General features: G+C 46.7%; 19 protein-coding genes. All 19 read right to left on the bottom strand.

The genetic code is table 11. From position 1 onward, the window contains the following. Positions 1 to 256: 256 nt before the first annotated feature. The 19 genes from KJS69_RS23690 to KJS69_RS23600 all read right to left on the bottom strand — a co-directional run bounded on the left by KJS69_RS23690 (position 257) and on the right by KJS69_RS23600 (position 26,653). Positions 257 to 4,132, bottom strand: coding sequence for an S-layer homology domain-containing protein (locus KJS69_RS23690; RefSeq protein ID WP_213586271.1), 3,876 nt, complete (start codon positions 4,130 to 4,132; stop codon positions 257 to 259). Between the two features lie 255 nt (positions 4,133 to 4,387). After that, positions 4,388 to 5,482: a glycosyltransferase family 4 protein gene (locus KJS69_RS23685; protein ID WP_213586270.1), complete on the bottom strand. Its 1,095-nt coding sequence runs from the start codon at positions 5,480 to 5,482 to the stop codon at positions 4,388 to 4,390. 401 nt (positions 5,483 to 5,883) lie between these two features. Then, complete coding sequence (gene csaB, locus KJS69_RS23680; protein ID WP_213586269.1) at positions 5,884 to 7,014, bottom strand: polysaccharide pyruvyl transferase CsaB; 1,131 nt, start codon at positions 7,012 to 7,014, stop codon at positions 5,884 to 5,886. After that, a complete protein-coding gene (locus KJS69_RS23675; RefSeq protein ID WP_213586268.1) occupies positions 6,990 to 9,050 on the bottom strand; it encodes a DUF5693 family protein in 2,061 nt (686 codons plus the stop codon). Before KJS69_RS23675 ends, csaB begins: the two co-directional genes overlap by 25 nt. A gap of 30 nt (positions 9,051 to 9,080) precedes the next feature. After that, a complete protein-coding gene (locus tag KJS69_RS23670; protein WP_213586267.1) occupies positions 9,081 to 10,781 on the bottom strand; it encodes a phospho-sugar mutase in 1,701 nt (566 codons plus the stop codon). A gap of 56 nt (positions 10,782 to 10,837) precedes the next feature. Then, on the bottom strand, positions 10,838 to 11,266 hold the full coding sequence (fabZ, locus tag KJS69_RS23665) for a 3-hydroxyacyl-ACP dehydratase FabZ (RefSeq protein WP_213586266.1): 429 nt from the start codon (positions 11,264 to 11,266) through the stop codon (positions 10,838 to 10,840). A gap of 154 nt (positions 11,267 to 11,420) precedes the next feature. Further along, positions 11,421 to 11,936, bottom strand: coding sequence for a CDP-alcohol phosphatidyltransferase family protein (locus KJS69_RS23660; RefSeq protein WP_213586265.1), 516 nt, complete (start codon positions 11,934 to 11,936; stop codon positions 11,421 to 11,423). Positions 11,937 to 12,540: 604 nt separating this feature from the next. Further along, positions 12,541 to 12,762 (bottom strand): DNA-directed RNA polymerase subunit beta, encoded by a 222-nt coding sequence (locus KJS69_RS23655; protein ID WP_213586264.1) that lies wholly within the window; start codon positions 12,760 to 12,762, stop codon positions 12,541 to 12,543. A 19-nt stretch (positions 12,763 to 12,781) separates the two neighbouring features. Beyond that, a complete protein-coding gene (locus KJS69_RS23650; RefSeq protein ID WP_213586263.1) occupies positions 12,782 to 13,642 on the bottom strand; it encodes a flagellar hook-basal body protein in 861 nt (286 codons plus the stop codon). Between the two features lie 24 nt (positions 13,643 to 13,666). Next, positions 13,667 to 14,569 carry a flagellar hook-basal body protein gene (locus KJS69_RS23645; protein WP_213586262.1) on the bottom strand — a complete coding sequence of 301 codons (903 nt, stop codon included), beginning with the start codon at positions 14,567 to 14,569 and terminating at the stop codon, positions 13,667 to 13,669. A gap of 30 nt (positions 14,570 to 14,599) precedes the next feature. Next, the gene (gene mreB / locus KJS69_RS23640; protein ID WP_213586261.1) at positions 14,600 to 15,610 is read right to left on the bottom strand and encodes a rod shape-determining protein; all 1,011 of its coding nucleotides are present in this window, start codon (positions 15,608 to 15,610) and stop codon (positions 14,600 to 14,602) included. Positions 15,611 to 15,772: 162 nt separating this feature from the next. Further along, positions 15,773 to 16,066 carry a sporulation transcriptional regulator SpoIIID gene (spoIIID, locus tag KJS69_RS23635; RefSeq protein ID WP_213586260.1) on the bottom strand — a complete coding sequence of 98 codons (294 nt, stop codon included), beginning with the start codon at positions 16,064 to 16,066 and terminating at the stop codon, positions 15,773 to 15,775. 297 nt (positions 16,067 to 16,363) lie between these two features. After that, entirely contained in the window at positions 16,364 to 17,104 is a 741-nt protein-coding gene (locus KJS69_RS23630) for a M23 family metallopeptidase (protein ID WP_213586259.1), read from the bottom strand. Between the two features lie 72 nt (positions 17,105 to 17,176). Beyond that, entirely contained in the window at positions 17,177 to 18,226 is a 1,050-nt protein-coding gene (gene spoIID / locus KJS69_RS23625) for a stage II sporulation protein D (RefSeq protein WP_213586258.1), read from the bottom strand. A 391-nt stretch (positions 18,227 to 18,617) separates the two neighbouring features. After that, positions 18,618 to 19,940, bottom strand: a complete 1,323-nt coding sequence (gene murA / locus KJS69_RS23620; RefSeq protein WP_213586257.1) for a UDP-N-acetylglucosamine 1-carboxyvinyltransferase — start codon at positions 19,938 to 19,940, stop codon at positions 18,618 to 18,620. A gap of 180 nt (positions 19,941 to 20,120) precedes the next feature. Then, on the bottom strand, positions 20,121 to 20,378 hold the full coding sequence (locus KJS69_RS23615) for a DUF1146 family protein (RefSeq protein ID WP_306434429.1): 258 nt from the start codon (positions 20,376 to 20,378) through the stop codon (positions 20,121 to 20,123). An 89-nt stretch (positions 20,379 to 20,467) separates the two neighbouring features. Continuing rightward, positions 20,468 to 23,209: a S8 family serine peptidase gene (locus KJS69_RS23610; RefSeq protein WP_249730685.1), complete on the bottom strand. Its 2,742-nt coding sequence runs from the start codon at positions 23,207 to 23,209 to the stop codon at positions 20,468 to 20,470. 335 nt (positions 23,210 to 23,544) lie between these two features. After that, the gene (locus tag KJS69_RS23605; protein ID WP_213586256.1) at positions 23,545 to 25,053 is read right to left on the bottom strand and encodes an NADH-quinone oxidoreductase subunit N; all 1,509 of its coding nucleotides are present in this window, start codon (positions 25,051 to 25,053) and stop codon (positions 23,545 to 23,547) included. 4 nt (positions 25,054 to 25,057) lie between these two features. Then, complete coding sequence (locus tag KJS69_RS23600; RefSeq protein ID WP_374706714.1) at positions 25,058 to 26,653, bottom strand: complex I subunit 4 family protein; 1,596 nt, start codon at positions 26,651 to 26,653, stop codon at positions 25,058 to 25,060. Positions 26,654 to 26,664: the final 11 nt, after the last annotated feature.

Raw genomic sequence — 26,664 nt, 5'->3', positions numbered from 1 at the left:
TCATTTCTGGGGTTCTCACTGTATTCCGTTGTTACTCAATGTATTAAACGTATTCCAGTTGAAAAAGTTGCGCTCAGAAGAAAAAAAGTTGTTTAAACTTTATTCGACGTCATTTTCGATCGCTTACTTATGTATCCCAGCATTCTGGCTTGGCAAATCTAAGTATACAATCTTATTGGACTTCCGTCATTCTGAAATAATTACCATAGTTAAGAGCCTGTCCTGCAACTAGACAGGCTCTTACCAACATCATACCCTAATTTAAGTTTTTAGGAAACATCTTTGTCGATTTTTGCAGAAGACGAACTGCAATTTGACCTGCTTCCGCCCTCGTCAAGTCGGACTTGGGATGGAAGCTATACGTTGGCTTCTTCTCACCTTCGGCCAGCGGATTTTGCTCCCCTACCATGATGCCTTGCCTATTAACCGCCTCTACGGCTGTGCGAGCGTAGTAGGTAATGTCCCCCGCATCCTTGAAGCTTTTTTCTAACGAAGCCAGCAATTTCTCATCATTGATGGACATCTTCAGCTCCAGAGCTCGCGCAATCATAGCTGCCGCCTGTTCTCTCTTCAGACGCTGCGTCGGTGCAAAGTATCTGTTCGCCAGTCCATCAATAATACCAGCTCTCGCTGCCGTTTCCAAGTATTCATAGCTCCAGGTAATGGCCTGGTCGCCCGGATTGACGTCAACGAAGGTCGGGACTCCGTCATAATTCAACGGAATATTTAAGGATTTAACCAGCAACGCGGCAAACTCCCCACGGGTAGTATAGTCATCCACCCCGAAATCCTCTGTCCGCAGATTCGGCATAACTCCTTTGGAGTATAAAGCCTGCAGAACATTACGTGCCCACGGATGATTAGTGATATCATTGAATCCATATCTCAATTTGGCAACCATGTAATAGCCAAAATCATCAAAAGGTACGGTAATCGTATTTTTCTTCGGGTCTACTTCCCCACCCAGATTAACCCACTGGCCCTTATCATTAAAGAAGAAAACCGTAACGTTCGTTCCCGCGTTATCGACAACTGAATCGTTATACTTAATGGTAAGCTCTCCCCGCTTGGTAGGCACAAGCTTGCGCGCCGGTTCGAACAAAGTAAATGTTCCTTCCAACGAGTACGGATTGAGTCCGTTAGTAGCAGGTTTGTAAGAAGTCGTTCCTTGACGGCCTGCTTCCCCAACTCCTCCGGATATCCAATAAATATCCGATATCGGCGTGAAGTGATCCCGGTTCATCATACTGGTGAACAATCTGGAGAGCCGAGGTTCGATCGGAACGATCTTATGCCCATTGCCGTCCTTATTATCGGAGCCCTGATCGGGATCATAGTTGATAATATTTCCGTAATCATTCATTCTTTCCACTACACCATCGCTCGGATCAGCTATACCAAACAACAGCTTGGTATCCTCGTAGAATTGCTCCACATTATTATTGAGTCCCGGGTACGCTTTTCTCAAAATCGTTCCTTTCGGGAAGGTCAGCTCCAAGTTTTTCTCAAACATGCTGTGCTTTCTCGAAATTTGCTCTTTGTATTGAGCGCCTATTTGATTACTGTAGGCGTAATACACGTTAACGGTTGAGTTAATTTTTCCTGCTGGGCGATCAATAACAATTTTAATGGCGTTGTCTTTTTGAGGCTTCAGCCCCACATAGTCCAGAATGAAGCGATCGCCGTAATCGGAGCGTTTCTCCGCACGTTCTCCATTAATAAGAACTTCGGTAGCTCCTTCCGCCTCAATATCAAAATGAACGAAGTTTTTATTAACGACAATCCGGTCTCCTACCGTAGGCTGAGGTGCCAGGACACGGAAGCTGGCTAACTCGCGCACGATTTCGATTCGCTGCACGCTAGTGGCTCCCACATTATTTTTCAACTCCAGCGTGAAAGCATAACTTCCCGTCTCGCTCATATCAAAATTTTGCAAGCGGAAAATAAAGTTCTTCGGATTCCCATAGTAATCATAGTCGTATCCTTGCTTCAGATTCAAATCCAGAACGCTGTTCCCTTTAGGTCTGTCATTGTACGGATCAGGATCCCCATCGTTAGTCGTTTTAAATTCCGCGAGTACTTCACCTCCATGAAGAAGCTTCACCTGATTGGCCCCTCCAGCCTTGAAGACAATATCCACCTTTTTGAGACTGGTCGAAAATCTATCGTTCTTGTACAGGATATCAGGAGAATCGATAAATATTCTATTCAGATCGTTGTAATCATTTCCATTGGATAAAGCCGCCCTGCCGTCACTCGGGATAATGACAGGCTCGAATCTTTCGATAGTGGATACATTCGTGTCTACAATGTACAACCGGATCTCTTTGGTTACCTCACGGATGATTTCTTTATCGTCGGTATAAATCGCCCGGAGAACCAGCCTGTTCTCCCCGTAGTTCAATTGTCCGGGGGAGTTCCCGACAACTAAAGGGTCCAAATCAAACTCTAAATTTCCGTTGTAGTTAAAACCGGAAGGGGTAATTCCGTTTACCGAATATTCGAATTTAATGACTGCATTGGCGTCAAAGCCGATCAGCTTCACTTTCGGTTTATCCAAAGTTTTATTGCTTTGTCTGGAATCCAGCGTGATGGTTTGACCATCATAGTAGTTTTCTACATAGATGAAGTTTTTGGACACATAGTTTACCATAACCTGATAAGGTGCTGCTGTTCCGGCATAGCTGAATCGGATCTGTTGCTGTCCGGTTGGAAAATCGGTTACCTTGTAAATATTAGTTTTATTATCAATTTGCCTTACATGCTCTACTCTCAGAGTTCCCAGCGGTAAGAGCGAGGCATTCAGCACAGCTCCTGAAGCAATATCCTTGTCCGCCTCAACTTGAATATAGAAAGTAGAGTTTTGCACCTCGCTGTTATCCAGCTTGCTTTTCTTCACGTATTTGTTCGCTGCGCTATCATATTCAACAAGGTATATATCTTTAATAAGCCTTTGATTGGCCAAATAGCTGAAATAACGGGTAACCGTAGTATCGATCTCGTCATACTCCAATTGCACGGCAACCGCTTGATCTCCGGTAGTTGGCAATCCCGTTGTTGTAATCTTATATGGCTTCGTTTTAAACTCCACTAATCTATACTTGATGCTTCCATCATTGGCAGGAACATCCGTGATCGACACGATTTGATCCAAATAATTTTGAACCGGGTTATTCCCAGGATTATTAGGATCGTTTACAGTTACCGTCACATTATTGATATCAAACGCCACATTAGAATACGGAAGAATTAATCCCGCTTCTATAACGGCCTGATCCGTAGAACCATCGGTCAACACCGGCTTGCCGGATAACAAGGATTGAATTCCGTCCCCCGCGTGGTTAATGTCCAGCTTATAGTAGGGCTGATCGGGATCGTAATAGTAGATCGTCCGTTTAACCGACACTTTATTCGATTGATTCTCTAGCTCGAAATCCAATTCATTTTTGCCCGGGTTCAATTTAACAGGAGGAACGAAGAAGGTTCCGTCTTCGAGGACGTTCGCGCTCCTGCCATTGACCAGAATCGATTTGACGTTGTTTGCTTTACCATCGATATATACTTGCATCTCATAAGTGGAATCTACTCCTGATGGTTTCTCCATCACGACAGCGGCCCCTTCGTTCAGATCGACGGCCGAGCTGTTATCGGATCTCACCTTCATAGATTGCAAATACGGGGCATCGTCATAGACGATATAGAATGTATCGGATCGTTCTATATTCCCCTGTTTTCCTGTAATCGTCACTTTATTGAATCCGGAGAAGAGTTCCAGGTTACGAATTTCAAACCGGTTATCCGACAGCGGATTAGCTGCCGCCGTAAAATATCTCTGGGGATCCGGATCCCATTTGCCCGATTGATTGATCAACTGATCTACTCTAACCGTAATTGAATCGGAAGAGACGTACTTGTAAGTCCCGGCAATGGTCATCCTGTTGGTATCCGCTACATAAGAATTTTCCCTGCTCACCTCGGTAGGATTGGCCTTGTTAGCGATTTGTTGATTATCCGGTATAAAATAGTTCGGAGCTGCCGCTTCCACTTGTTTGGCTAATGCAGGAAACAGGGTGACCAGCAACACTGCTGCCATTAGCACGCTAATCGATTTACGAAATATAGCTTTCAACATTAGAACCTCCTTATATAAAACGTTGCATTAATCCCTATCGTCAGTCCTTCTCATCACCGATGCTTGACACTTCACTTCCATCTCACGTCTCTGAATGACTCCTCCTCCAATCCGTCATTGCAACCCGGCAAAGAAAACCCCAATATATTTAATAGTTATCGGCCATTTACCCTTTTTTTTTTAGAGTAATTTGCATAGAAAAAACCCGCATTGTGCTTCTGCGGGTTTTGATAAACCGAAAATTTCGGCAAGATCTTATTTAGATGTCCTCCGGGCAGATGCCGGTCGGAATCGCTGCAGAAAATTTAGAACAGGTTTACGGCTCTTGCTTATAATTCCAATCGCTTCTGCGCCTACTTCCAAAACTAAAAGTAATACAACGATAATGACGATCGTTCCCCATTGAGAAGCTTTGGACAATAATACCGCGCACAATCCAAATGCCAAGGAAATGCCATAGATTATTAAAACCGATTTACGCATGCTGAATCCAAGACCCATCAGACAATGATGCAGATGTCCTTTATCCGCGGTAAAGATCGGCTTATTGTTCAATTTCCTGCGAATAATAGCCATGAATGTATCGGAAATGGGCACACCCAGAATTGCAAGCGGGACAAGGAAAGAAACGACGGTCGCGGATTTAAAGCCTAGTATCGACAGCGTCGCCAAGCTAAAGCCAAGAAACAAGGATCCCGAATCCCCCATAAAAATTTTGGCGGGGTGAAAATTGTAGAACAAGAACCCGATAATGCTCCCCAGCAGTACCATGCTAATGAGGATTACAGTTACATTCCCCATCATGATCGCCAATACAAGAATAGCCCCTGTTGCAATCGCAGAAACACCCGCAGACAAGCCATCAAGTCCATCAATTAAATTAATGGCGTTGGTAACCCCAACAATCCATAAAATCGTAATCGGGATGCTGATCCAGTTATTCAAATCAATAGCATCTCCAAAAGGCAGCTTTATGTAATCCACCTGCATACCAAAAGAGATGACAACCCCCGCAGCGGCCAATTGTCCGAGAAGCTTGATTTTTGGGGACAAATTATACTTGTCATCAAGCGCTCCAACTAAAACTATAATAGCACCGCCAAGAATTATCCCAAGGGCTACATGCATATCAAAATCGCTTATGGCAGGCGCTATAATGAAATAAGTTCCGACAAACGCCAGGAAAATCGCCAATCCTCCCATCCGCGGCATAACACGGGTATGAACCGAACGGTGATTGGGAACATCGATCGCCCCAAACCGGATGGCAAGCTTTTTTACCAATGGGGTCAATAGGACAGCCAAGATGCAGGAAGCAGCTAAGCCTATGACATATATCATCCAATTCATTGTTATTTACAACCCCTTAGTCTCACTCTGTTGCTTCAGCACCACATTATACCTTGTTTGCGGCGCTAGCTCCAATCCATTTTATCGACAAAATGCGGGTTTTGGATAGATTACCGGACAAATATTCATAGTTTAGTCACATTTTCTTTCTCACGCATCACTTTAATACGAATTTGGGTAGTATGAGCATTCTTTTGTAGCGCCACGGCTCCCCATCTCCATGATATCGGGAGCCGCCCCGACTAGTAAGCTTCCAAGGTTATGTTCCCCTACTTTCATCAACTCATGCAGCAAGTCGAATCCTGTGAACTGCTTTCGACAGCCTCCGTCAACAGATGGACCGTCTTTCGCAAACCGAAGCTTGGGGAACGGAACGCCAAAGATCGACACTTTAGGAACACTTACTGCCTGCTCGCCTTTCGTTCGTGAACAAGTGAAACAATCTGCTCGGCCGGACGATGTGCTTCTTTTTTTAATCGGTCTATTAATGGACGCTTTGTCTCGATCCATCGTTCCTTATGGTCTAATAGCCCGTTCACTTCCTCCATCACTCGGGACACAACGATTTCTGTGGTCGATCCGGCTGCAGACATCTCCAGCCGATGTAAAAATTGGTCAATTTTTGGATCATAGGAAATTCCGATTAAAGGAACATATTGAGAAGCCGCATAAATAAGAGAATGCAATCTCATTCCGATTAGGAGATCACATTGACCAACCTGAGCCAGCATATCCTGCGGATGAACCACATCTTTCACCATCTGGACGTGATCTTTTCCTTCTGGATTCATCCAGCCGATGACTTCCTCGGAAGCTCTTTCGTCATCGGGAAGATGAAAGGGGAGAAAGCGAATATCCACTTCCCGCTCCTCCACCAAACCGCTTAGACATTCGGCTAATTTGCGAAGCTCCGAACGATCCTGATTCCAGTAACGGACCGACACCCCGATCACGGGACGATCTTTTTTGGGCTGTTCCGACAGATTTTGACTCTCTCTGAGCGGCAGGCCCATAACCGGATCGGGCACCACCTCAACCTGATTATGCATAATTCCCATTTGTCCTAACAGTTCTGCCGATTCTTGATCTCTGACCGAAAGATACCGACATTTTTTAAATACCCAAGAAATCCAGGAATAAAACATTTTTCTCCCGACCGGGCCAACTCCTTGAGAATAAACAAACGTTGGCTTACCTAACCACTGGGCTAGTTTAATAATCGCCAGGTAATACGGAATCGTCTTCGCTCCCGTCGCATCCTGAAGCAGGCTTCCCCCACCGCTTATTAGCCCGTCGCCCTCACGGATCGCGCGAATAATTTCCATTGGCTTCATACGATGAGCCGCCCGGACTCCATAGATTCGCTCCGTCCGTGCAGGATCGCTGGACAGGACAATCGGTTCGATCCGGCACCCTATCCGCGCTCCTTCCTTCTGCAGAGCAAGCAGGATGGATTGCAGCACCGCTTCGTCGCCGCTATTCTTGTAGCCGTAATAGCCGGAAATGACTATCCTTTTGACGGCAGCACCCATCTCTTCCAACTCCTCGCAAGCATTTCCCAAACTGCAATAAAGATAATTCCAACGATAACGCCGAGCAGCATTCCATATCCGACACGAATAGCTGAAATATAGACCGGTGTGTGCAAGTGGGCAAAGGTATCAACCACCGACAGTTGTCCTATAATTCCAAGGATAAAAATGTACAAGGCAGAGGGACGGTATTTAATCGCCAGATAAGCCCCTAAAATAAAGACCGGATGGGCGAATAAAAACTCTTTAATTCTCGGGCGGACACCCAGATTATTCTCCAAGAGCGAGCGAAACAGCTTCTCAAAAGTAGACGCCTTACCTTCATTTCCTGTCCGGGACAAATAATACATAATGCCAGCAACCAGTGCCCCTGCAATAACGACCCACAACACACTCACTGAGGAGGATAGCAGACGTTTGACGCGGTCGACGATTTGCTGCGCCTTAAGCCCTTCGCTAAAGAACAGTAAATAAATCCCAATAATCAGAATCGGTGCCAAATGCAGCAAACTTACGCCGCGATATTGGTCAATAACCAAGCTATAGATGACGTTATTGAGCAGAGCAACAATAAACACAACACCGATCATAGAAATGAAAGAGGTACGGATAAACAAGTTAATCGCATAGCCCAGCTTGGCTCCTGTCAGCTTACCAGCCATACGATGGCGGATGCTTTGGATAGCTATCATCATTCCAAGAGTAGGGGCACAGACTCCCACGCCTAAAGCAAGCAGCTTAAATAACATGTTAGACGATAAAATATAGAGAGCTCCACCCATCCCTATACCAACGACGAAACTGATTAACAGAAGCCACGGGAAAAAGTATGCCAGCGTTAAAGCGATCAGCGCGACAGAAGCTACAACCACAACCGGTTTAAGCAGCCCTTGCCAGCTGGAATTATAAATAGTAAAAGGATGAGCAGGGCCTAGCGTATAGCCTGCTTGACTAATCCGTTTTAAAGCTCCATCGTCGCCCCTTAGCGTTTCCCTTATCTGTTCCAAGGGATCGGTATACGAAGCTTTTTCGGGATTTTTGGAAGGCCTTGCGTTCAAAAAAATCATTCGGATATTACGATCCTTGGCGGCCAAAACAAAGCGGTCCGCAAAGACCTGAATTCGATCTAACTGCTCCTGCTCTGTAATGTTTCCGATAAGCCGGTCTGCTTCCGCCTCAGAGAGCGAATGGAGACGAATGACATTATAACGGCTTTCCTTTGCCAAGAAGTTGAAGCCTTTTTGAGGAGCCTTAAGCAATTCAATTGCAGCTAACGTCATATCATATTTATCCAGAAGCCCGGCCATTTGCTCGAGCTCAGGAGATTTCTCCTTGCCGGTATAACCGGGAACAGCTTCTCCTTCAAAAATAATCGTCTTGGCCCCAGCCTCCTTAAACTGGCTGAGTTTCCTGTCCATATCCGCCTCGTTAAATGGAAGGCTGCGATTGGACAAACGAGCGACAATGCGAAAGCCTTTTTGCTTAAGAAGTTCCAACGCGAACGGGTCGGGCTCCATTGTTTTCATCGCGGCTTCCTCTAGCGCCGCTTCGATCATCAGCCCTTTGCGATCTTCAAAGGTCCATTCCTTGGTTCCGATGCCTTGGCTTTTAAAAGCCCGCTCGATCATCGGCTGAAGCCTCTGCTGCGATTCACTGTCTTTGAACAAGACGTAAGCATAATTGTCACCAGCGCCGGTAAGCTGGCCGGTCATGATCCCGGCCTCGCGGGAGGAATACAAATCGACCCGCTGCGCTAATCTAAGCTCGTTCAAGGTGCTTTCATAAACAGCCATCGATTCGATGCCCGCACGCTTCATTGCGTCTAATTCCTGATCGACAAATTCACGCGGATTGGCCCGATATTCTGCAATATCCAGCAGATCCCGATAGTCAAAAACAAACTCCACCTTCTTGGAGGATCTTTCTGTCATAATCCTCTCATAAGCTAAAGGCAGGGAAGCCAACAAGCCGACGATGACTATCCACCAAAGCCATTTAGAGGCTGTCCGGTTCCAGCGTGCGTACCATTGAATCAATCCTTCCACTCCCTATCCTTATATCCTGGTCTAATCGTCAATCCGCGACATCACCGCTCGCCGGAGTTCTTCCATTTGCTCTTCCGACTGTTGGAGCGTCTTTCCTTTGACAGCGAAATACACTTTAATTTTGGGCTCGGTCCCGGAAGGACGCAAACAGAACCACGAATCGTCATCCAGTCTGTATTTCAGAACGTTCTCCTTGGGAAGACCATTAATTCCCTGGGTATAATCCAGCATCGTCTTTACTTTCTTTCCACATACATCGGAGGGGGGATTTTGCCGCCATTCCTCCATGATCTGTCTTATTTTGGCCAGCCCATCCTTGCCTTTAAGCGTCCGGGACTCCAGCACCTCTCTATAAAAGCCGAATTGCTGATACAATTCCTGAAGTACACCATACAAGGTTTGTCCGCGGCTCTTGTAATAAGCGGCTGCTTCACATATTAGCATAGAAGCGACCACCGCATCTTTATCCCTAGCATAGGTTCCGGCTAAATACCCGTAACTTTCCTCATAGCCGAACAGAAATTGATGCTCGCCGCTTTGCTCAAACTCGGACATTTTTTCTCCGATATATTTAAAGCCTGTCAAAGTATTCAGAACTTCTACACCGTAACTCCGGGCAATCTCCGCTCCCATCTCACTGGTGACAATCGTCTTAATAATGACTCCGTTAGACGGGATGGCATTCTTTTCTTGCAAAGAGGAGAGCAGGTAATGAACCATAATAGCACCGGACTGATTTCCCGTCAGCACTTCGTATTGCCCTTCCGAATTTTTAACAACAGCCCCCATTCGGTCACAATCGGGGTCTGTGCCGATAATGACATCGGCATTTACTTTTTTGCCAAGCTCGATAGCTAATGTGAAAGCTTCCCGCTCCTCCGGATTAGGAGATTTAACCGTAGAAAATTGTCCATCCGGCTTCTCCTGCTCCGCAACGACATGGACATTAGAAAAGCCCGATTCCTGCAGCACTCTGCGAACCGTAATGTTCCCCGATCCATGTAAAGGAGTGTATACGACATTAAGCGCTGCACCTTCTTGCTTCGCAATTTCCGGTCGCGGACTAACCTGGATGACTGCTTTTACATAATCATCATCAACGGCTTGTCCAATCCATTGAAGGAGTCCTTTAGCTTCAGCTTCTTCCCGGGTCAGTTTGCGAATGTTTGCGAACTCTAATGTCTGAATCTGAGCGATAATCCGATCTGCTTGTTCCGCAACGATTTGTCCTCCGTCCTGGCCGTATACTTTATATCCATTATACTCGGGAGGATTGTGGCTGGCAGTAATAACAATACCAGCGGAAGCCTGCAAATGTCTGACAGCAAAAGAGAGCTCCGGGGTCGTCCGTAACGAGTCGAACAAATAGGCTTTAATCCCGTTTCCCGCAAGTACCAATGCGGACTCCAAGGCAAACTCCGGAGACTGGTTGCGAGAATCATAAGCGATCGCTACCGAAGGATTGGCCGAATTATTCTCCAACAAATATTGAGCCAATCCTTGGGTGGCTTTGCCTACGGTATAGACATTCATTCGATTGGTGCCAGCCCCAATAACTCCCCTCAGCCCGCCGGTTCCAAACTCCAAATCTTTATAAAAGCGGTCCTCCAGCTCTTTCTCCTGACCTTCTATTGCTTTCAGTTCCTCTTTGGTCCCATTGTCAATGTTTGGATCCTGCAACCACTGTTCATAAAGCTTTCGTACTCGAGACAACGTATTCATTCTTTGCCCCTCCTACTGATATTTTCAAATCTAACGGAATCTAAATTCTGAAGCCATTATTCCGGGTCCGCCAGCGCAAACATCAGCTCTCCCTCTGCCACTATCTTATCATTTACTTTAGCCGTTCCTTTACCCTTGCCGATGGTCCCTTTAAAGCGAGTCACTTCCAGTTCCAGGATCAGAGTATCGCCAGGCTTGACCTGACCGCGAAAACGGAAATTATCGATCCCAGCCAAAAAGCCCAGCTTCCCCCGGTTGGCTTCTGCCTTGAGCATGGCTAGTCCTCCCACCTGTGCCAAAGCTTCAACAATCAGTACACCCGGCATGACCGGGTATTCGGGAAAATGACCTTGAAAGAACGGCTCGTTCATCGAGACATTTTTTAACCCGACCGCGCGAACTCCATCCTCCACTTCCAGTATTCGGTCAACAAGCAGAAAAGGGTAGCGATGCGGGAGAATATCTTGAATTTGTTTAATGTCCATCTATAAACAGCTCCTTTTGCAAAATGATTGTATAAAAACTCCGCATTTAACTTAGACTAGAGAATGTCCCCTTCACAATCTGCAGTAGTGAAGGTTGATATAAGGGACATATTTCCACAAGAGGCAGCGCGAGTCTTGGAAATATGTCCTTTTCCTATTTAGGAATGGTTTGATTTAATAATCGGAACTTGGAAATATAGATAACCGAAGTAATAAAGGAACAGACGATGACCGCCCATAAATAAGGGATCGCATAGGGAATTCCAAAAACCACCATTAAAATAGCTATGTAATACAGGACCGTCGTCAACTTCCCTAACGTATTCGCAGGAACGGTTTTCTTGCCCCGGAAATGGAAAAATGCCGATCCGGCAATCATTCCGGCATCCCTAATAAAAATCGCGATCGCCGCTTCCCATGGAATCATTCCTGAAATAAGCAGGGAGATGAAAACCGCCAGCATCATTGTCTTGTCAGCTAGAGGATCCAGTACCACACCCAAGTCCGTAACTTGCCCCCTGCTTCTTGCCAAATACCCGTCCAATATATCGGTTGCCCCGGCAATCACCATAATGAAGAAAGCGAGTTTGATATGGCCCGAGAAAAAAACGAATAAATAGACTGGCACTAGAGCAAAGCGAAGCAGTGTTAACGTATTCGGCAAGTTCACTCCGGTTCTCTCCCCTAAACACAATTCTACATTGTTACATTATACCTTTGAAATTGCAAAAAAAAAACTCCCCTCCGACAGCCAGGAAGAATAGCCCTTGTTTCAAAGCATTATTTTAGGTCCATATCCGAAGGAATAAACGGCTGCCTTTAGCTGCGGTGTAGCAAGCAGTGGCGCAGTTAGGCGTCCCGCTGACAAACGACTGCGATTGTGCAGTCGTTTCGACCAGATTCCGCTCTTTTCATCCATCGACTGCATTTGTGCAGGCAAATCGTTAGATTCATCCCTTTATCGGGCCTGAATGGACAAATCTACTGCACATTTGCAGTAGATTTGTCAAAATGAGAGCAGAAGTCGCCGATCGACTGCACATTTGCAGTCGATCTGTCGAAAAGGGAGCAGAACTTGCTTCGCGACTGCATTTGCGATCCTTTATTCCTTCCTCCGTAACAATTCAGGAAAAGGAAAACTCAGGAGGAAGGGTCGCTTTCCTTTTTGACGAATAGAAAAAAGCCAGCCCGTAACGCAGGCCAGCCTGGCGATAAATACCGCCTAAGACAATACTTTGTTTAACGTACCCTCTAATACGCCAGCTTATCGTTTGCTAGGTATCTTTAAACATCAGATCAAACAGATGCCTCCAGGTTTCGATACTCCATACTTCCGACAGAGGCTCTTTCCCTACATAGACATATCCGATCACCAGTCCCGCGAATAAGGCAGCCACACAGAGTATTGGTACTAAGAGTATCCTTAAAAAACGCAGCAGCGGCTTCTTCTTGCGGCGCGGACTCCGTTCTTTTGCTGGTTTAGCTTCTTCGCTCATCGGTTCATTCCTCGTTTCACTATCCTCTTAGATTGTTGGCCAGTTGCATCATGGTGTCAGAGGAAGCGATGGCCCGGGAGTTTAGTTGAAAGGCTCGTTGAACCATCATAAGCTCAACCATTTCATCTCCCAAATTCACGTTCGACTGCTCCACATATCCCTGCTTTACAGATATTCCTCTCTCAAGCGCTCCAGCGGCAAAAGCATCCCGTACTACAAGATTTCGATCCACGTCGGGAGAGACTTGATAGCGGTTCATCCCCACTTCCTCCAAATAATTGGAGCGTATCACTTGCATCAGCTTAATCTGCCCTACCGGAATCGCATCCGTTTCCGGCTCGGATGACTTATAAGCGAAAACATTCCCTTGCTCATCTACGCGCATATCATATCCAGCAGGGACAGTAATAGGCTGTCCATTCACTCCGCTCACAAACAATCCGTCTTTAGTCGCCAAGTAAGCATTCTCGTTGTCTCCTTGACGAAAAGTCAGCTGAAAGGACCCTTCCCTCGTATAAAGCTCCTCCATTGCCTGAGCTCCATTCGGATCGGTTACCGGATTCAGAACGGCAAAGACAGCTTGGCCGTCTATAGCTAGATCGGTGGAAAGACCAGACTGACTTAATGTGCCGGAGGACAGATCGATTTTGACCTGGCCCAATCGCGCTCCCCAGCTCTGAGTCAAGCCGATCGGCGTCAATCTCCCTTCCTTCCTGAACCCTTCCGGCTGTTGCTTAATATTCGTCAAGACATCCTCGAAGGTTGCAGTCTTTTTTTTGTAGCCAGCCGTATTAAAATTGGCCACATTGTTAGACATGATATCCAGCTTCTGTTGAAGTGAGCGCATCGTAACCGCGGAGCTGATCATGGAATGATTCATCTTCTTTCCTCCTCACGCCAAACCTTATACTTTACCAACTTCATTGACCGCTTTCTCCAAGCTTTTATCGTAATATTGTACCATCTTTTGATTCGCTTCATAAGCCCTGAGCGCAGACATCATATCAATCATGGCCTGAGATGAATCGACATTGGAGCGCTCCAGATATCCCTGATAAACCTCTACTTGTTCATCGGCAGTAATTTCCCGCACCAAGTCGGCATCCTCTTCATTTAACCGATACTGCCCGTTGCCGAGCGAGACCAGCCGATTAGGATCCTCCACTCTGGATAAAAGCAAGGCTAGCGGCTCGCCAGCCGCATTAAGCAAAGGCTGTCCATTCACGGGATCCAACAGTCTTCCGCTCGGGCCTACGAGTGCTTCAGACAGTTGCTCCCCTGTCGTTCCATTCAGGAGTGTCAGCGGTTGCCCGTCGCGGCCAAGCACGCGGTAGCCGCCTTCCGTGACAAGCTCTCCTGCTGTGTTGACATTAAAGCTTCCGTTGCGAGTATAGGTACGGTTGCCTTGCCCGTCCTCGACCGTAAAAAAGGCTTGAGGCTGATAAACCCTCTCGCCATCCTCGGTAATCGCCTTGCCGGAGCTGTCAAAGGTCAGTCCGGGCGACTGCAGATTGGAGACAATGGCCAAATCGAACGGCTGCTTCGTTTCCATAAGATCACCCTGCACATAGATCGACAGGGCTTCTTCGGTCAGTACTCCCGTATTTATTCTTCCTATCTGTCTAGCCTGGGGTCCATCCGCGCTCCCGTTCGTGAGCGCAATCATCATCTCGGGAAATGAGCGAGATACCGCATTTCCTTGTTTGTAGCCTGGAGTGTATAAATTTGAAATGTTATTGGTCGCCGTATCATGACGCCTCTGTTGAGTGATCATGCCTGCGGCAGAAGTATATAGTCCCCGTATCATTATGTTTCCCCCTTTCTTTTGACCGAAAAATTACAAACCTTTGATAGAAGCCTTCTTGGCCAGCTTATCGAGGTTGTCCAGCATTGCGCCTGTTCCTTTAACAACGCAGTGCATCGAGTCCTCTGCAATCAGCACAGGCACCAACAGCTCCTCGGTTAAAAGCTGATCCAGCCCGTGCAGCATGGCTCCCCCTCCAGTCAGAATAATTCCCTTATCAATAATATCGGCAGACAGCTCTGGAGGAGTTTTCTCTAACAAGGCTTTAGCGGAGGCTACAATAGAATATATCGGTTCCACGAGAGCTTCTTTAATCTCCATAGCATGTACAGTAATCGATATGGGCAGACCGGTGACCATGTCTCTGCCTCTAATATCCATCTCTTCCTGGCGTCCTTCCGGATGTACCGTTGCGATGCGGATTTTGATTTCTTCCGAGGTCCGTTCACCGATAAGCAGCTTGTACTTATTTTTAATATATTTCATTATGGCATCGTCGAACTTGTCTCCCGCCACCTTAATAGAGGAGGCGGCAACGATGTCGCCCATCGAAATAACGGCCACATTCGTCGTGCCCCCTCCAATGTCAATAACCATATTACCGCTCGGTTGGGATATGTCCATCCCGGCTCCAACAGCGGCCGCCTTGGGCTCCTCTACGAGGAAAACATCTTTGGCCCCGCTGCGTTTAGCTGATTCCCGAATAGCCTTCTGCTCTACGGAAGTAATGTTCGTAGGCGCACAAATCAATACTCTCGGATGACTATACCACTTCTTTCCGCCCACTTTATCCATAAAATATTTTAACATGGCTTCCGTTATTTCGAAATTGGCAATGACTCCTTCTCGCAAAGGCCGGATCGCCACAATATTGCCTGGTGTCCGACCCACCATCTTACGTGCTTCCTCACCAACAGCCAATACTTTCTTGGATTCGCTATCTATAGCCACTACCGAAGGCTCATCCAATACAATCCCGCTGCCCTTAACATAAATCGATACGTTAGCCGTACCTAAATCTATTCCGATGTCCTTACTGAACATTAAACATGATCCTCCCTGCCAATCACTAACCGTACTATTTCACCCTTAATCAGGATGCGAAGCCAATTTTCCTTAATAGGTAGTTTCGCCAAAAAAAAACAAAATCCTCCTTTTTCCGTTAAAATATAAGGGGAAACTTAAGAACGGTTGGGAGAATCGGGATTACGATTTAGAAGAGACTAATAAATCCGAATTATTTTTGTAATTTCTCGACTTTTTATATTTTATTTTGGTGGCCTCCCCTCCCCGCAAGTGACGAATCGATTTGTGATATTCCAATATGGTTTTTACTTGGTTGGCCAATTCAGGGTTAATATCAGGCAGCCTTTCGGTTAAATCTTTGTGCACCGTACTTTTGGATACTCCAAATTGTTTGGCAATAGTGCGAACCGTGTGCCTTGTTTCCACAATACATCGACCGATTTTAATGGTCCGCTCTTTGATGTAATCGTGCACTCCCCTCGCCTCCCTACTCAAGATAGTTTGGTACATTATATGAGGAGCGAGCCTATATATTCTTTGTTTCCCAAGCTGACAAGCCTTGACGAGCCATTAATTTTGCCGGACAAGTACTTTTTCCTTCCAAAAGAAGTGGAATTTTGAGACATCCTGTCGATTCCTCTTTAATCGGGTATTTATGACTCCGACACGTAATGAATTGGGCGGGGCACACAACCTTTAAGCAAAACAAATAGCGGGAGGTTTTCCCTCCCGCTCGTTTAAGATCTGCAAGGCCCCCGCAGGCCATTTCACTTATTCTTCCGGAATAAGCTCAGTCGGATTAATCGCGGCTCCATCTTGTCCTTGACGGACTTCAAAATGCAGGTGGTTGCCCAGATGCTTCTCCAGCTCGTTGCGTCCGGCTGTACCGATCACATCGCCTTTTTTCACTTCCACATCCTTGGCTACCTTAACTTCGTCCAGACTTTGATAGACGGTAACCAATGCGTTGGAGTGTGTAATCTCGACCAAGTAGCCGACTACCGGATTTTTTTCCACAGCGGTCACTTTTCCGCTTAAGGCCGCCAGTACTTCGAACGGCTCATTATCCGGTCTGGCCAGATCGACACCAATATGCGGAGTGAAGGTATCGCCGTATTCAATCATGGCTTCCTGCTTAACATCATTGGAAGCTTTGCTGTCGAAGAACGGCATGGTCACATCCATTTCGTTAAAATCTTTTACCGGCCATTGCATATTTTCGATATTGGCTGCTACAGGTTGGGCATCCGGATCGTCACCATCAGTCGCTTTCTCACCTAGCTCCAGACCTAGACCGATGTTTTCATCCGTTAGGGGTGGCTGTTTCCCCGTATTCTGATACACCAACATTAAGGTTAAAATAATTGCAGCCGCTACCATGTAGAGCGCCGGAAAAGCCCATTTTTTGGCGAGCAGTCTGCGCCATGGAGAATACGGGGTTGCAGTTTGTGCTCCTTCTTTGGATTGAGGAGCCTCTTTTTCGGTTTGAATCTCTTTGTTTTGATCACTCATAGTTATATCACCTCAGTAACCATTGTTGCCATATCAATAGCTTTTATACTTGAGATGATATAAATCGTCATATTATTTTAATTTGCTATATTCCGTATAATTTTCGATTTCCACTCCGGTGTAATAGTGTTTTAGAATCTCTTCGGCCTTCTTGCCTTCCTTGGCCATTCCATTAGCCCCCCATTGGCTCATCCCTACTCCATGACCGTACCCGGTGGTCGTGATCTCTACTTCTTTGCCGCTTAACTTCCATTGAAAGTGTGAGGAATTCAAACCCAGCTTTTCTCTCACCTCTTTACCTGAGAACGTCTGGCCTCCTATTGAAACCTTCTTGATTCGTCGTCCTTCTGTGTATTCGGTAACCTTACTATTATTAAGAGTAGCCGCCGCGGGCAAAGCCTCCGATAAGCCCAGCTTGCTCAGAAACTGCTTATAAGAGAGCCTTATGGTCTCTTGAAATCTGGGAGCTATAGACTTGTCCCACGGACTGGCCACGCTTCGTAGATACGGAATGGGCTCGCTCCAATAGTCTTCCGAATTTTCCGTATATCCATTACTGGTAGAGAAGAAGGTCGCCTCGATCGGTTTATTCTGATAGGTTATAATTTTGCCTTTCGTTTGATCGATCGCCTGGCTCAGCTTTTCCACATTGCGTTGAAAGGCTTCACTTCCCCACTGCAGCTTCAGTTCCTTGTCTGTCAGATAGGCTTGGTGCTGCACGGTGTCCGTTACAATGGCCCCTTCCACCGGCACATTGCTGCGGTCCTCTTCCATCCATCGGCGGACAATATAAGTACGGGCCGCTATCGCCTGGGCCTTCAATGCCTCCAATTCAAAATCAACAGGCATTTCCGCCGCGACAACCCCCCGTACATATTGCTCCAAATCGACATGATCCACCCGCATTTCCTTGGATAAATAGACGGGAATGATGACAGGAGGGATCGCATCTGAACTAGAATTTGGCCAAGCCTTCTCTGCTTCGGGAAGAAATACTTTGGGCGGCAGCGGAGTATCATTCTTGCGAAAAATTAGACTGGGGATAAGAATGGTAATCAGTAGAGAGACTAACAAAGCTGAGGCCATCCATATCATGACTTTCTTCCTCATCTGTTCGTTCATAGATTCTTCCTCCTGGACATGATGTTAAAATTCTACAAGGTATGAGTTCAGACGATGCCATCCAGGTTATTGGCTATCGCCATCCGCATCCTGTGCAGTTAACACTATCCTATGAGATCGAAAGACATGCTAGAACCTATTGGGGCGCTATCCATTAATAGCTTGATAGCCTTTTTCAGAAGAAAGCTTATGGGGATTGCTTTAATCTACCCTGTGTAGGAAAGAGGAAATTAGACTTTTCCAAATAAAGCAATGAACGCAAAAAAACGCCCGAATGGTTATCGGACGATGGAGGATGATTGGAATATTATAAGATCAAAGGGAAGAATCAACTCGAGATCAACGGAAACCCCGGACGATCTTCCCCTATACGTATAAATCAGGAAAATGATCAGGCCCAAGTAGGCTGTACTGCAAAAAATCCGACCTCACTCGGTTCCTCCTGCACTTCCACGATACTTTCGACCCGGTCAATGTCGGCTCCAAGCGACTTCAGCTTATCGACAATATGGACATAGCCCCGGTCAATATGGTGAACGCCGGAAATTTCTGTTTCGCCTTCTGCAACTAGAGCCGCAAGGATCAGGGCAGCGCCTGCACGCAAATCCGTGGCCGTCACTTTGGCTCCCTTTAAAAGGGTGTTACCCTCGACAACCGCCGTTCGTCCCTCCACTTTAATTTGCGCATTCATACGAACCAGTTCATCAACATGCATAAACCGGTTTTCAAACACGGTTTCGGTCACGAGGCTCGTTCCTTCCGTTCGCAGCAGAAGTGCCATCATTTGGGACTGCATATCGGTAGGAAATCCGGGATAGGGCAATGTTTTCATATCTACGGAACGAAGCGGGCCTTCGCCGCATACTTCAACGCCATTCTCATCCTCTTCCACCCTTACTCCTATTTCCCTCAGCTTGGAAATAACCGGCTTCAGATGGTCACAAATCGCCCCTTCTATGAACAGGGTGCCCTTGGTTATAGCAGCTGCGACCATGTACGTTCCTGCTTCAATCCGATCCGGAATAACCGTATGTACCGCTCCTTGTAACGAGTCCACGCCGTCAATGCGGAGCATCCCGGTACCCGCCCCGCGTATGCGGGCTCCCATCGCATTCAAGAAATTAGCCAGGTCGACTATCTCCGGCTCCATGGCAGCATTTTCAATATAGGTCGTGCCTTCGGCCAGAGTAGCCGCCATCATAATGTTCTCGGTCGCACCCACACTGGCTACATCCAGATAAATCTTAGCTCCACGCAGCCTCCCATTCACCTTGGCTTCGATATAGCCTTGCCCCAGTTCTATTATAGCTCCCATTGCTTCAAAGCCTTTTAAATGCTGGTCAATCGGCCGGGTTCCGATGGCACATCCCCCCGGCAACGGAATCTTCGCTCTTCCCACTCTGGCAAGCAGTGGACCCAGAACAAGAAAGGAAGCCCGCATTTTGCGGACCCACTCATAAGGGGCTTCATAGCTATCCAAACGAGAGGCATCCACCCGAATGACCTCGTTCTCGTATTTGACCTGAACCCCCATGCTTTTGATCAATTGATAAATTGTTTTGACATCTTCCAATTGAGGCGCTTCCTTAATAACACTGACTCCTTTGGAGCTTAACAAGGAAGCCGCGATGATGGGCAGAACGGCGTTTTTGGCGCCGTGTACTTTAACTTTTCCCGTTAGTCGGTTGCCACCGCGGACGATAATTTTGCTCATCTGGGTCCCTCCGCGTCCTGTTTGATTTATGATTTGTGTTTTCATCGTATCTTAGGATTAAAACACATCGTTTCTTAACACCATATCATACTAATTTGGAACACGATCAGTCCGAATGTTTATATTTATTCTTATATTAATTGTTAGCATGTCGGACTGATGTTATTCGCCAGTGTTCCGTTAAAACAGACCTTTAATCATGGCTGACCAGTTGAAATAATCAATAATAAATCGCGCCACCTGATATCCCAAGGCCAGGGACAAAAATATTTGGAGCAGCTTGCTTTGAATGCTTCGGGGATTTTTAACGAACAGATCAAATCGAAATTGCTGAAGTCCCCACCAGGATAATGCAATACAAATCAAGACGATCAATATATAAATAATTCCACTTATAGCGAATGTAAAGCTGATAGAGTCGGTCCCCGCCATCTCCATCCGGCTCCCTTCCTTTGCCGAAAATGGTTCGATGAAGCCTATAAATGAGCAAAGGGCTTCACCAACTAACACTTCCGGGAAAGCTAGTATTATTTCAACAATTTAGCCAAGAATGAAACAAATTCTGCACGCGTTGCCCTTTGATTGGGTCGGAAAGATCCATCGGCATAGCCCGAAACCCAGTTCTCGCGCTTCAATTTCGCAAGCAGCGGGGCTCCCCAGTAATTCGCGTCCACATCTGTATACGGAGCCTCATCGGAAAAGGCCAGGCCTTCATCGAGATCCTGGGCTCTAGCGAGCAGAGCTATCATCTCCATTCGGCTTATCGTTCTTTCCGGTTGGAAGGATCCATCGGGATAGCCTTCTATAAGCCCATATTGAGAAGCCGTATTTATCGCTTCATAAGCCCAATGGCTTTGAGCCAAATCGTGGAAGACGGCTGCACTGTTCTTCCCGGTCAAACCGAACGCGCGGCTTACAACGGCTGCTGACTGGGCACGGGTCATCGGCTGGTCGGGCGCAAAACGGAAGGGCTCGATCCCTTCCAGAACTCCCCGACTTGTCAGCTTAACTATATCTTCCTCCGCCCAATGGCCAGAGATATCGCGAAAACCTGCCGTCAGCCCTACATTGGAAACCTTCAATTTATAATACTGATGAGTAAAGGCCTTATCAGCGCTCAATTGGATATAATAAGTACCGGCCTCTAACTCCTCCGTCATTCGGAGAGGATCGCCTCCGCCCGCTTCCTGATTGATTAAATTAATCGAATAATCATGGAGGAGCATCTGCATTTGGACTCCTTCAGGTACGTTGGACAGCTCCAGGTCTACTAAACTTCGTTCAGTCAGCTTAAACTGAAACCAATCGACATCGTCGTTGGACTGAATAAGTCCGCTGATTTCTTTCCCCAAAGTAAGCGATGTTGCTTGGTACGATCGATTATTAGGTTCATTCGGGTCTGCTAGTTGTGGTGAATAATCGATAGTTAATGTATATTCGCCTGTAACCGGTGCAGAATAAGCAGGAATGTTACTCACTCGAAAATAATACATCCCGGGCTTAACCTCAATGGGGTCTGAGACCTCCGTTTCTCCGTCTCCATTGTCATCGATTATTATCTCCTTCTCCCCTTGTCTTTGAATAAGAAGAACAGGATCAATTCTCGCAGTATCGACGGATACGGTTAATTGGAGAATGCCTTCATGCCGGATATTCATCGCAAACCAATCATGATCATTTTCTTGATGAAAGGTTCCTACAATCGTGTGACTCCGGTCCGGAAGAACATAGGCTTTGTACTGTCGGTCATTATCCTCGAAAGGATCCCGATAAATGAGGAAATCAGTCGTCAACCGGTAAGTAACCGGTTGGTCCGCCTGCAGCATAATATAGCTTCGTCCTTTAGTAACCTGAACAGCGGCACGTTCTGTTACAATACTATCATAATTCTGGCCGGGCCGGTTAGGATCGGTATAATGAGTCAACTTTACTCGGGCACCCGGCTGATCAGCTTCCATCGAGAAGTATAAAGTGCCGTCATAAGGCGCATCTATGTAGAACCAATCTTGTCTATCCGTTAGAACCCCGTTAATTTGCTGATTTATTGAAATCGCTTGGGCTCCGACCGGATCATGGTTACCTTCATACATGTCCTCCTGGTAAGGAATGGTTAGCGCTCGGTCCGCACGAAGCAAGCCATATCCGGACTTCTCATCCCATCCCGGTTGTTGGATTTCTTGTGCCGATTGGCGGATCAGATTGCGAACTTGATACGGCTCCAGCTCCAGGTATTGGCTCCATATGAGAGCACTTACCGCAGCTACCTGCGGAGCGGCCATGGATGTGCCTTCCTTGCTACCGTATCCTCCTCCCAAAGTAGTCGTAAATACATTCCATGGAGCCACAATGTCCAACTCGGGACCATAGTTCGATCTTCGGTGGGGCTGCAGATCATTAGAAATGCCCCCGACCCCTATAACGGTCGGATACGCGGCAGGATATTTCACCGCATTTCCTTCATTGCCCGCCGCCGCTACAAGCAGCACCCCTTTATCCTCTGCATACTTGACTATATTTTTCATATATTCCGAAGGTTTATTCAGACCAAGAGAAAGCACGACGATTCGTGCCCCGTTATCGACCGCGTAGCGAATCCCTTCTCCTAATTTATCCTCATCTCCACTTCCGTCAGATTCCAAAGCTTTGATTGGCATAATTTTGGCATTCCACAGTAATCCCGAGACTCCCTGGTCATTATCGGACACCGCAGCCAACACACCAGCCACACTCGTTCCATGCCCGTTATCATCCTGCGGAGGGGTTCCCGGCTGAATGAGATTCGTCCCTTCTATCAAGTGATCTTGGAGATCCGGATGAGTTAAATCAATCCCGGTATCGACTACCGCGATTATCATATCGTCGCTTCCGACGGCATGCTCCCAAGCTTCCTCCGCGTGGATCAATTGCAAATAATGTTGGTTGGCAAAGAGAGGATCGTCCGGTGTCTGGGCAATGTGATATGGGTGATTGGGTTGAATATATTCGACCTGTTCCGAGGATCGCCAATACTCCAACCAATCGCCTTCATGAATGGTTTCCTTGGGACGTACAACGGTAATATTTGATTCGGAATATTGGGAAAGGATCGAACTGTTCTCATATACAACCGGGTCTACTTCATTCTTCCATTGAATAATCCAGGATAATTCGGAATCCGTACGTTTGTCTGACGGGGCTGAGGGGATGGGTTCCTCCGTAGAAATGACGATGCAGGAAAGCAGTAGAACAAAGGCTAAACCATAGGAGAGCAGAGTTTTAGTTAGTCGCATATGTATAATCCTCTTAGGCTATTCTAGTATCACTTTATAATGATTCGATACTCTTCACACTACCCCCTTCCGTGCGTTCACAAAAGGGTCTAAAGTCCTATATCTTCGAATAATCCTCTACTTCCTTTATTTCCCGCCAAACGAAACCGTTTCCATGTAAAATAACCCCACAAAGTGACGTGAGGACTTCGAAGCATATTCCGATTACTTTGCGGGGAGCCCCGGGACTTATAAATTCTAATATTGTAAAAAAACCTTCTCGAGCCCTAACCGAGGCTTGAGAAGGTTTGTCGAAGTATCTTTTTTCTTACTATATTCTCTATTTCAACCTTGCCTTAATAAATGAAAAGATCCGTCGCTAATTTGAAGATGGACTCTACATAATTCAGCAGCAAGCCAGGGTAGAAGCCGAGCACTACCCCGACACCCGCACACGTCCACAGTGTGATCCGCAGAGGAACCGTAGCCTTGACCTCTTCCGGTTCCCCGCCGCCGCGCATAAACATTTGTCTTATGATTCCAAAATAATAGTAGTAGGAAACAACGCTGGTCAAGATCATGATCGCAGCCAGCCAATAAAGCTGCGTCTCCAAGGCCCCCAACAGAATAAACAGCTTTCCAAAAAATCCGGCGGATATCGGGATTCCTGCCAGGGACAGAACAATCAGAACCATGGCGACCGCCGTCCAAGGCGCCCGGTAATATAGGCCGGCTAAGCCTTTAAGCTCGGTAGTTCCTGAAGTAGCTTCTATCATCAGCAAGAGGGCAAATGCCCCGATATTCATTAATGCATAGGCGACCAAGTAATAGATAAATTCAGAGAAATTGTTCATGTGCACTAACGAAAATTGAGTCGCTATCGGGACCAGTAAATATCCGGCATTCGCTATTCCCGAATAGGCAAGCAGACGCTTCATATTTTTCTGCCTAAGCGCCATAAAGTTACCCGCGATCATAGAGATCGCAGCTAGGACACTTAGTGATAGGTAAACATCCGCTTCGATCGGCAGGCTGGAGGAAGCCGATAGCTGAAAGAATACGGTATAGATTACTCTGAACACGAGGGCCAATCCCGCCGCTTTAGAAACGACCGCCAAGAAAGCGGTGACTGGCGTCGGTGCCCCCTGGTAAACATCCGGTGCCCAAGTATGAAACGGAGCCGCTGCAATCTTGAAGCCAAAGCCCGCCAATAGCAGGAAAAATGCTACATAGATTAACGCGCCGAACGAACCGGAATAGAGAGACAACTGGGCATTAATTTCGCCCAAATTAGTAGAACCCGACATCCCGTACAAAAACGACATGCCGTATAAAATCATAGCGGAGGATATCCCCCCCAGAACCGTGTATTTAAAAGCTCCTTCGTTCGATTTGCCGTCCTTCTTCTTCATCGCTACCATTATGTAGGAAGTGATGCTCAACAGCTCCAACCCGACGAATAATGTAATCAGATCGCCGGAAGAAGCCATAATCATTCCACCGAGTACTGCCGGCAGATAGAAGTAGTAATACTCGCCTACATGAGGAATATCTTTAGATTTGACCCAGCCGACACTCATTAAGACGATTAAACCGGTAGAGCCTAACAGCAAGAGCTTGATCAGATTGCCGAAATTGTCTACCCGGTAGGTTTGATTAAGCAGCTCTACCGGGGCTTCCTGTAGACGCAAAGCCACGAACACAGCAGCAACGACCAAGCCTGCCAGGGTAAGCCAGCCGATAATGGTTCGGCTTGTTTTCTTAGGCATCATCAGATCGATCAAAGAAATGATGACAGCGGAGATGACCAATGTCAACTCCGGAGCCAAATGCGCCAAGTCGCTTAATTGGATTCCTTGTTCCATTGGTCTACCCCCCTAACCCAACCGTTACTTGTTGTATAAATTGATCAAAGCTGTTTACCGTCATATCTATGGGCTGGCTTAAAATATTCGGATAAATCCCGAGCAGCAGAATGAACGCCACCAATGTAACCATAGGGACCGCCTCGATCAGTCTCGCATCGCGAATTCCTTTGTACTTCTCAGGCATAGGTCCAAATGTAATTTTTAATACCCCCCGGAGAACATAGACCGCTGTCAGAATCACTCCTAACAAACTAATAGCCGTGATGACTTTCATCGATCCGAACAAACCGAGGAAGGAGAGAAATTCGCTAATAAATCCGGACAACCCAGGTAACCCTAGAGAAGCCATTCCGGATATTACCAGAATCCCACTCATAAACGGAACAGAAGCCGACATCCCTCCAAGCTGATCCAGCATTGATGTCTGCGTCCTCTCGTATATACTTCCGACGAGCAGGAACATAAGTGCAGAAATGAGCCCGTGCGATACCATCTGGAAGACAGCTCCCTGCAGACCGATCTCATTAAACGCGGCCAGACCGAGCAGAACAATTCCCATATGACTGATGCTGGAATAAGCCAGGACGAGCTTGAAGTCCTTCTGCACCAAGGCCAGCACGGCCCCGTACAAAATGTTGATCAATCCAAGCAGCGCCAAGACAAAGGCCCAGTCTTTAGCCTGCTCTGGAAATAGTAATATACCGAATCGAATGAGTCCATAAGCGCCCATTTTTAACAAAATACCCGAGTGGATCATGACCACTGACGGCGGTGCCTCGGTATGAACCTTAAGCATCCAAGTATGGAACGGAAAGATGGGCAGCTTAATGCCAAAGGCAACGAGGATCATAACGAACAGTGCCCACTTCAAACCTTCCGATAAATAAAACGGGCTTTGCGGATGCTCCGTATTAGCGTAGGACTGCGGATCACTGAATAGATTATGCGTGATTTCATTCAAGCTTCCTGTAAAGTAAATGGATATCCCCTGATCATCCACAATCTGGGTAAATCCTGCCGTTGTAATCAGAATGAGAAAAGCGATGAGCATAATAGCCGATCCAACGCCGTTATAAAGCAAAAACCGGTTGGCTGCTTTCTCACGATTCATGTACCCCCAAATCCCTATCAAGAAGAACATGGGGACGAGCGTAACCTCGAAAAAAACGAAGAACAAAAACAAATCGCGGGCCATAAAAACGCCGAACATTCCAATCTCCAGCAATAGAAACAATATAAAATAAGTTTTCCACCGTTTTTTGATTGTGAACGAAGCCAGGGCCGCCATCGTCGCGATTAGAGCGGTTAGGAACACGAGCGGCAAAGACAGGCCATCCACCGCCAAGCTATAATCGAACCTCAGGTGAAGAGAGCTGAGATCGTTCAAAAATTCCGCATTCAAAGGAAGATGGATCCATTCATAGCTTTCCGCATATTGATCTCCCCCAGCCGACTGATTAAAGTCAGCGTACAGCCAACCGGCCAGAACCAGCGGAATGAACGTCGCCGCTATTCCAATCCATTTAATGTATTGTCCTCGTTCCTTGGGGATAAACAGTAGAATAAGGATCCCCAGCAAAGGTGAAAAGGTAATCATGCTCAAAATCG

This window comes from Paenibacillus sp. J2TS4 (assembly GCF_018403245.1).
Taxonomy (GTDB): Bacteria; Bacillota; Bacilli; order Paenibacillales; family NBRC-103111; genus Paenibacillus_L.
Note: the sequence above shows the minus strand (reverse complement) of the source record. Positions and strands in the feature narration are given on the sequence as shown.

Excerpts from the sequence above, each read along its gene's own strand:
- KJS69_RS23650 (WP_213586263.1), bottom strand. The coding sequence starts at position 13,642 with ATGAATCATTCCATGATCAGCTCCGCGGTTACGATGCGCTCACTTCAA.
- spoIID (WP_213586258.1), bottom strand. The coding sequence starts at position 18,226 with ATGAACGAACAGATGAGGAAGAAAGTCATGATATGGATGGCCTCAGCT.
- KJS69_RS23690 (WP_213586271.1), bottom strand. The coding sequence starts at position 4,132 with ATGTTGAAAGCTATATTTCGTAAATCGATTAGCGTGCTAATGGCAGCA.
- fabZ (WP_213586266.1), bottom strand. The coding sequence starts at position 11,266 with ATGGACATTAAACAAATTCAAGATATTCTCCCGCATCGCTACCCTTTT.
- murA (WP_213586257.1), bottom strand. The coding sequence starts at position 19,940 with ATGAGCAAAATTATCGTCCGCGGTGGCAACCGACTAACGGGAAAAGTT.
- mreB (WP_213586261.1), bottom strand. The coding sequence starts at position 15,610 with ATGTTCAGTAAGGACATCGGAATAGATTTAGGTACGGCTAACGTATCG.
- KJS69_RS23645 (WP_213586262.1), bottom strand. The coding sequence starts at position 14,569 with ATGATACGGGGACTATATACTTCTGCCGCAGGCATGATCACTCAACAG.
- KJS69_RS23600 (WP_374706714.1), bottom strand. The coding sequence starts at position 26,653 with ATGATTACCTTTTCACCTTTGCTGGGGATCCTTATTCTACTGTTTATC.
- KJS69_RS23685 (WP_213586270.1), bottom strand. The coding sequence starts at position 5,482 with ATGAATTGGATGATATATGTCATAGGCTTAGCTGCTTCCTGCATCTTG.
- KJS69_RS23605 (WP_213586256.1), bottom strand. The coding sequence starts at position 25,053 with ATGGAACAAGGAATCCAATTAAGCGACTTGGCGCATTTGGCTCCGGAG.
- KJS69_RS23655 (WP_213586264.1), bottom strand. The coding sequence starts at position 12,762 with ATGAGCGAAGAAGCTAAACCAGCAAAAGAACGGAGTCCGCGCCGCAAG.
- KJS69_RS23610 (WP_249730685.1), bottom strand. The coding sequence starts at position 23,209 with ATGCGACTAACTAAAACTCTGCTCTCCTATGGTTTAGCCTTTGTTCTA.
- KJS69_RS23630 (WP_213586259.1), bottom strand. The coding sequence starts at position 17,104 with ATGAGTGATCAAAACAAAGAGATTCAAACCGAAAAAGAGGCTCCTCAA.
- csaB (WP_213586269.1), bottom strand. The coding sequence starts at position 7,014 with ATGGGTGCTGCCGTCAAAAGGATAGTCATTTCCGGCTATTACGGCTAC.
- KJS69_RS23615 (WP_306434429.1), bottom strand. The coding sequence starts at position 20,378 with ATGGAGATGGCGGGGACCGACTCTATCAGCTTTACATTCGCTATAAGT.
- KJS69_RS23670 (WP_213586267.1), bottom strand. The coding sequence starts at position 10,781 with ATGAATACGTTGTCTCGAGTACGAAAGCTTTATGAACAGTGGTTGCAG.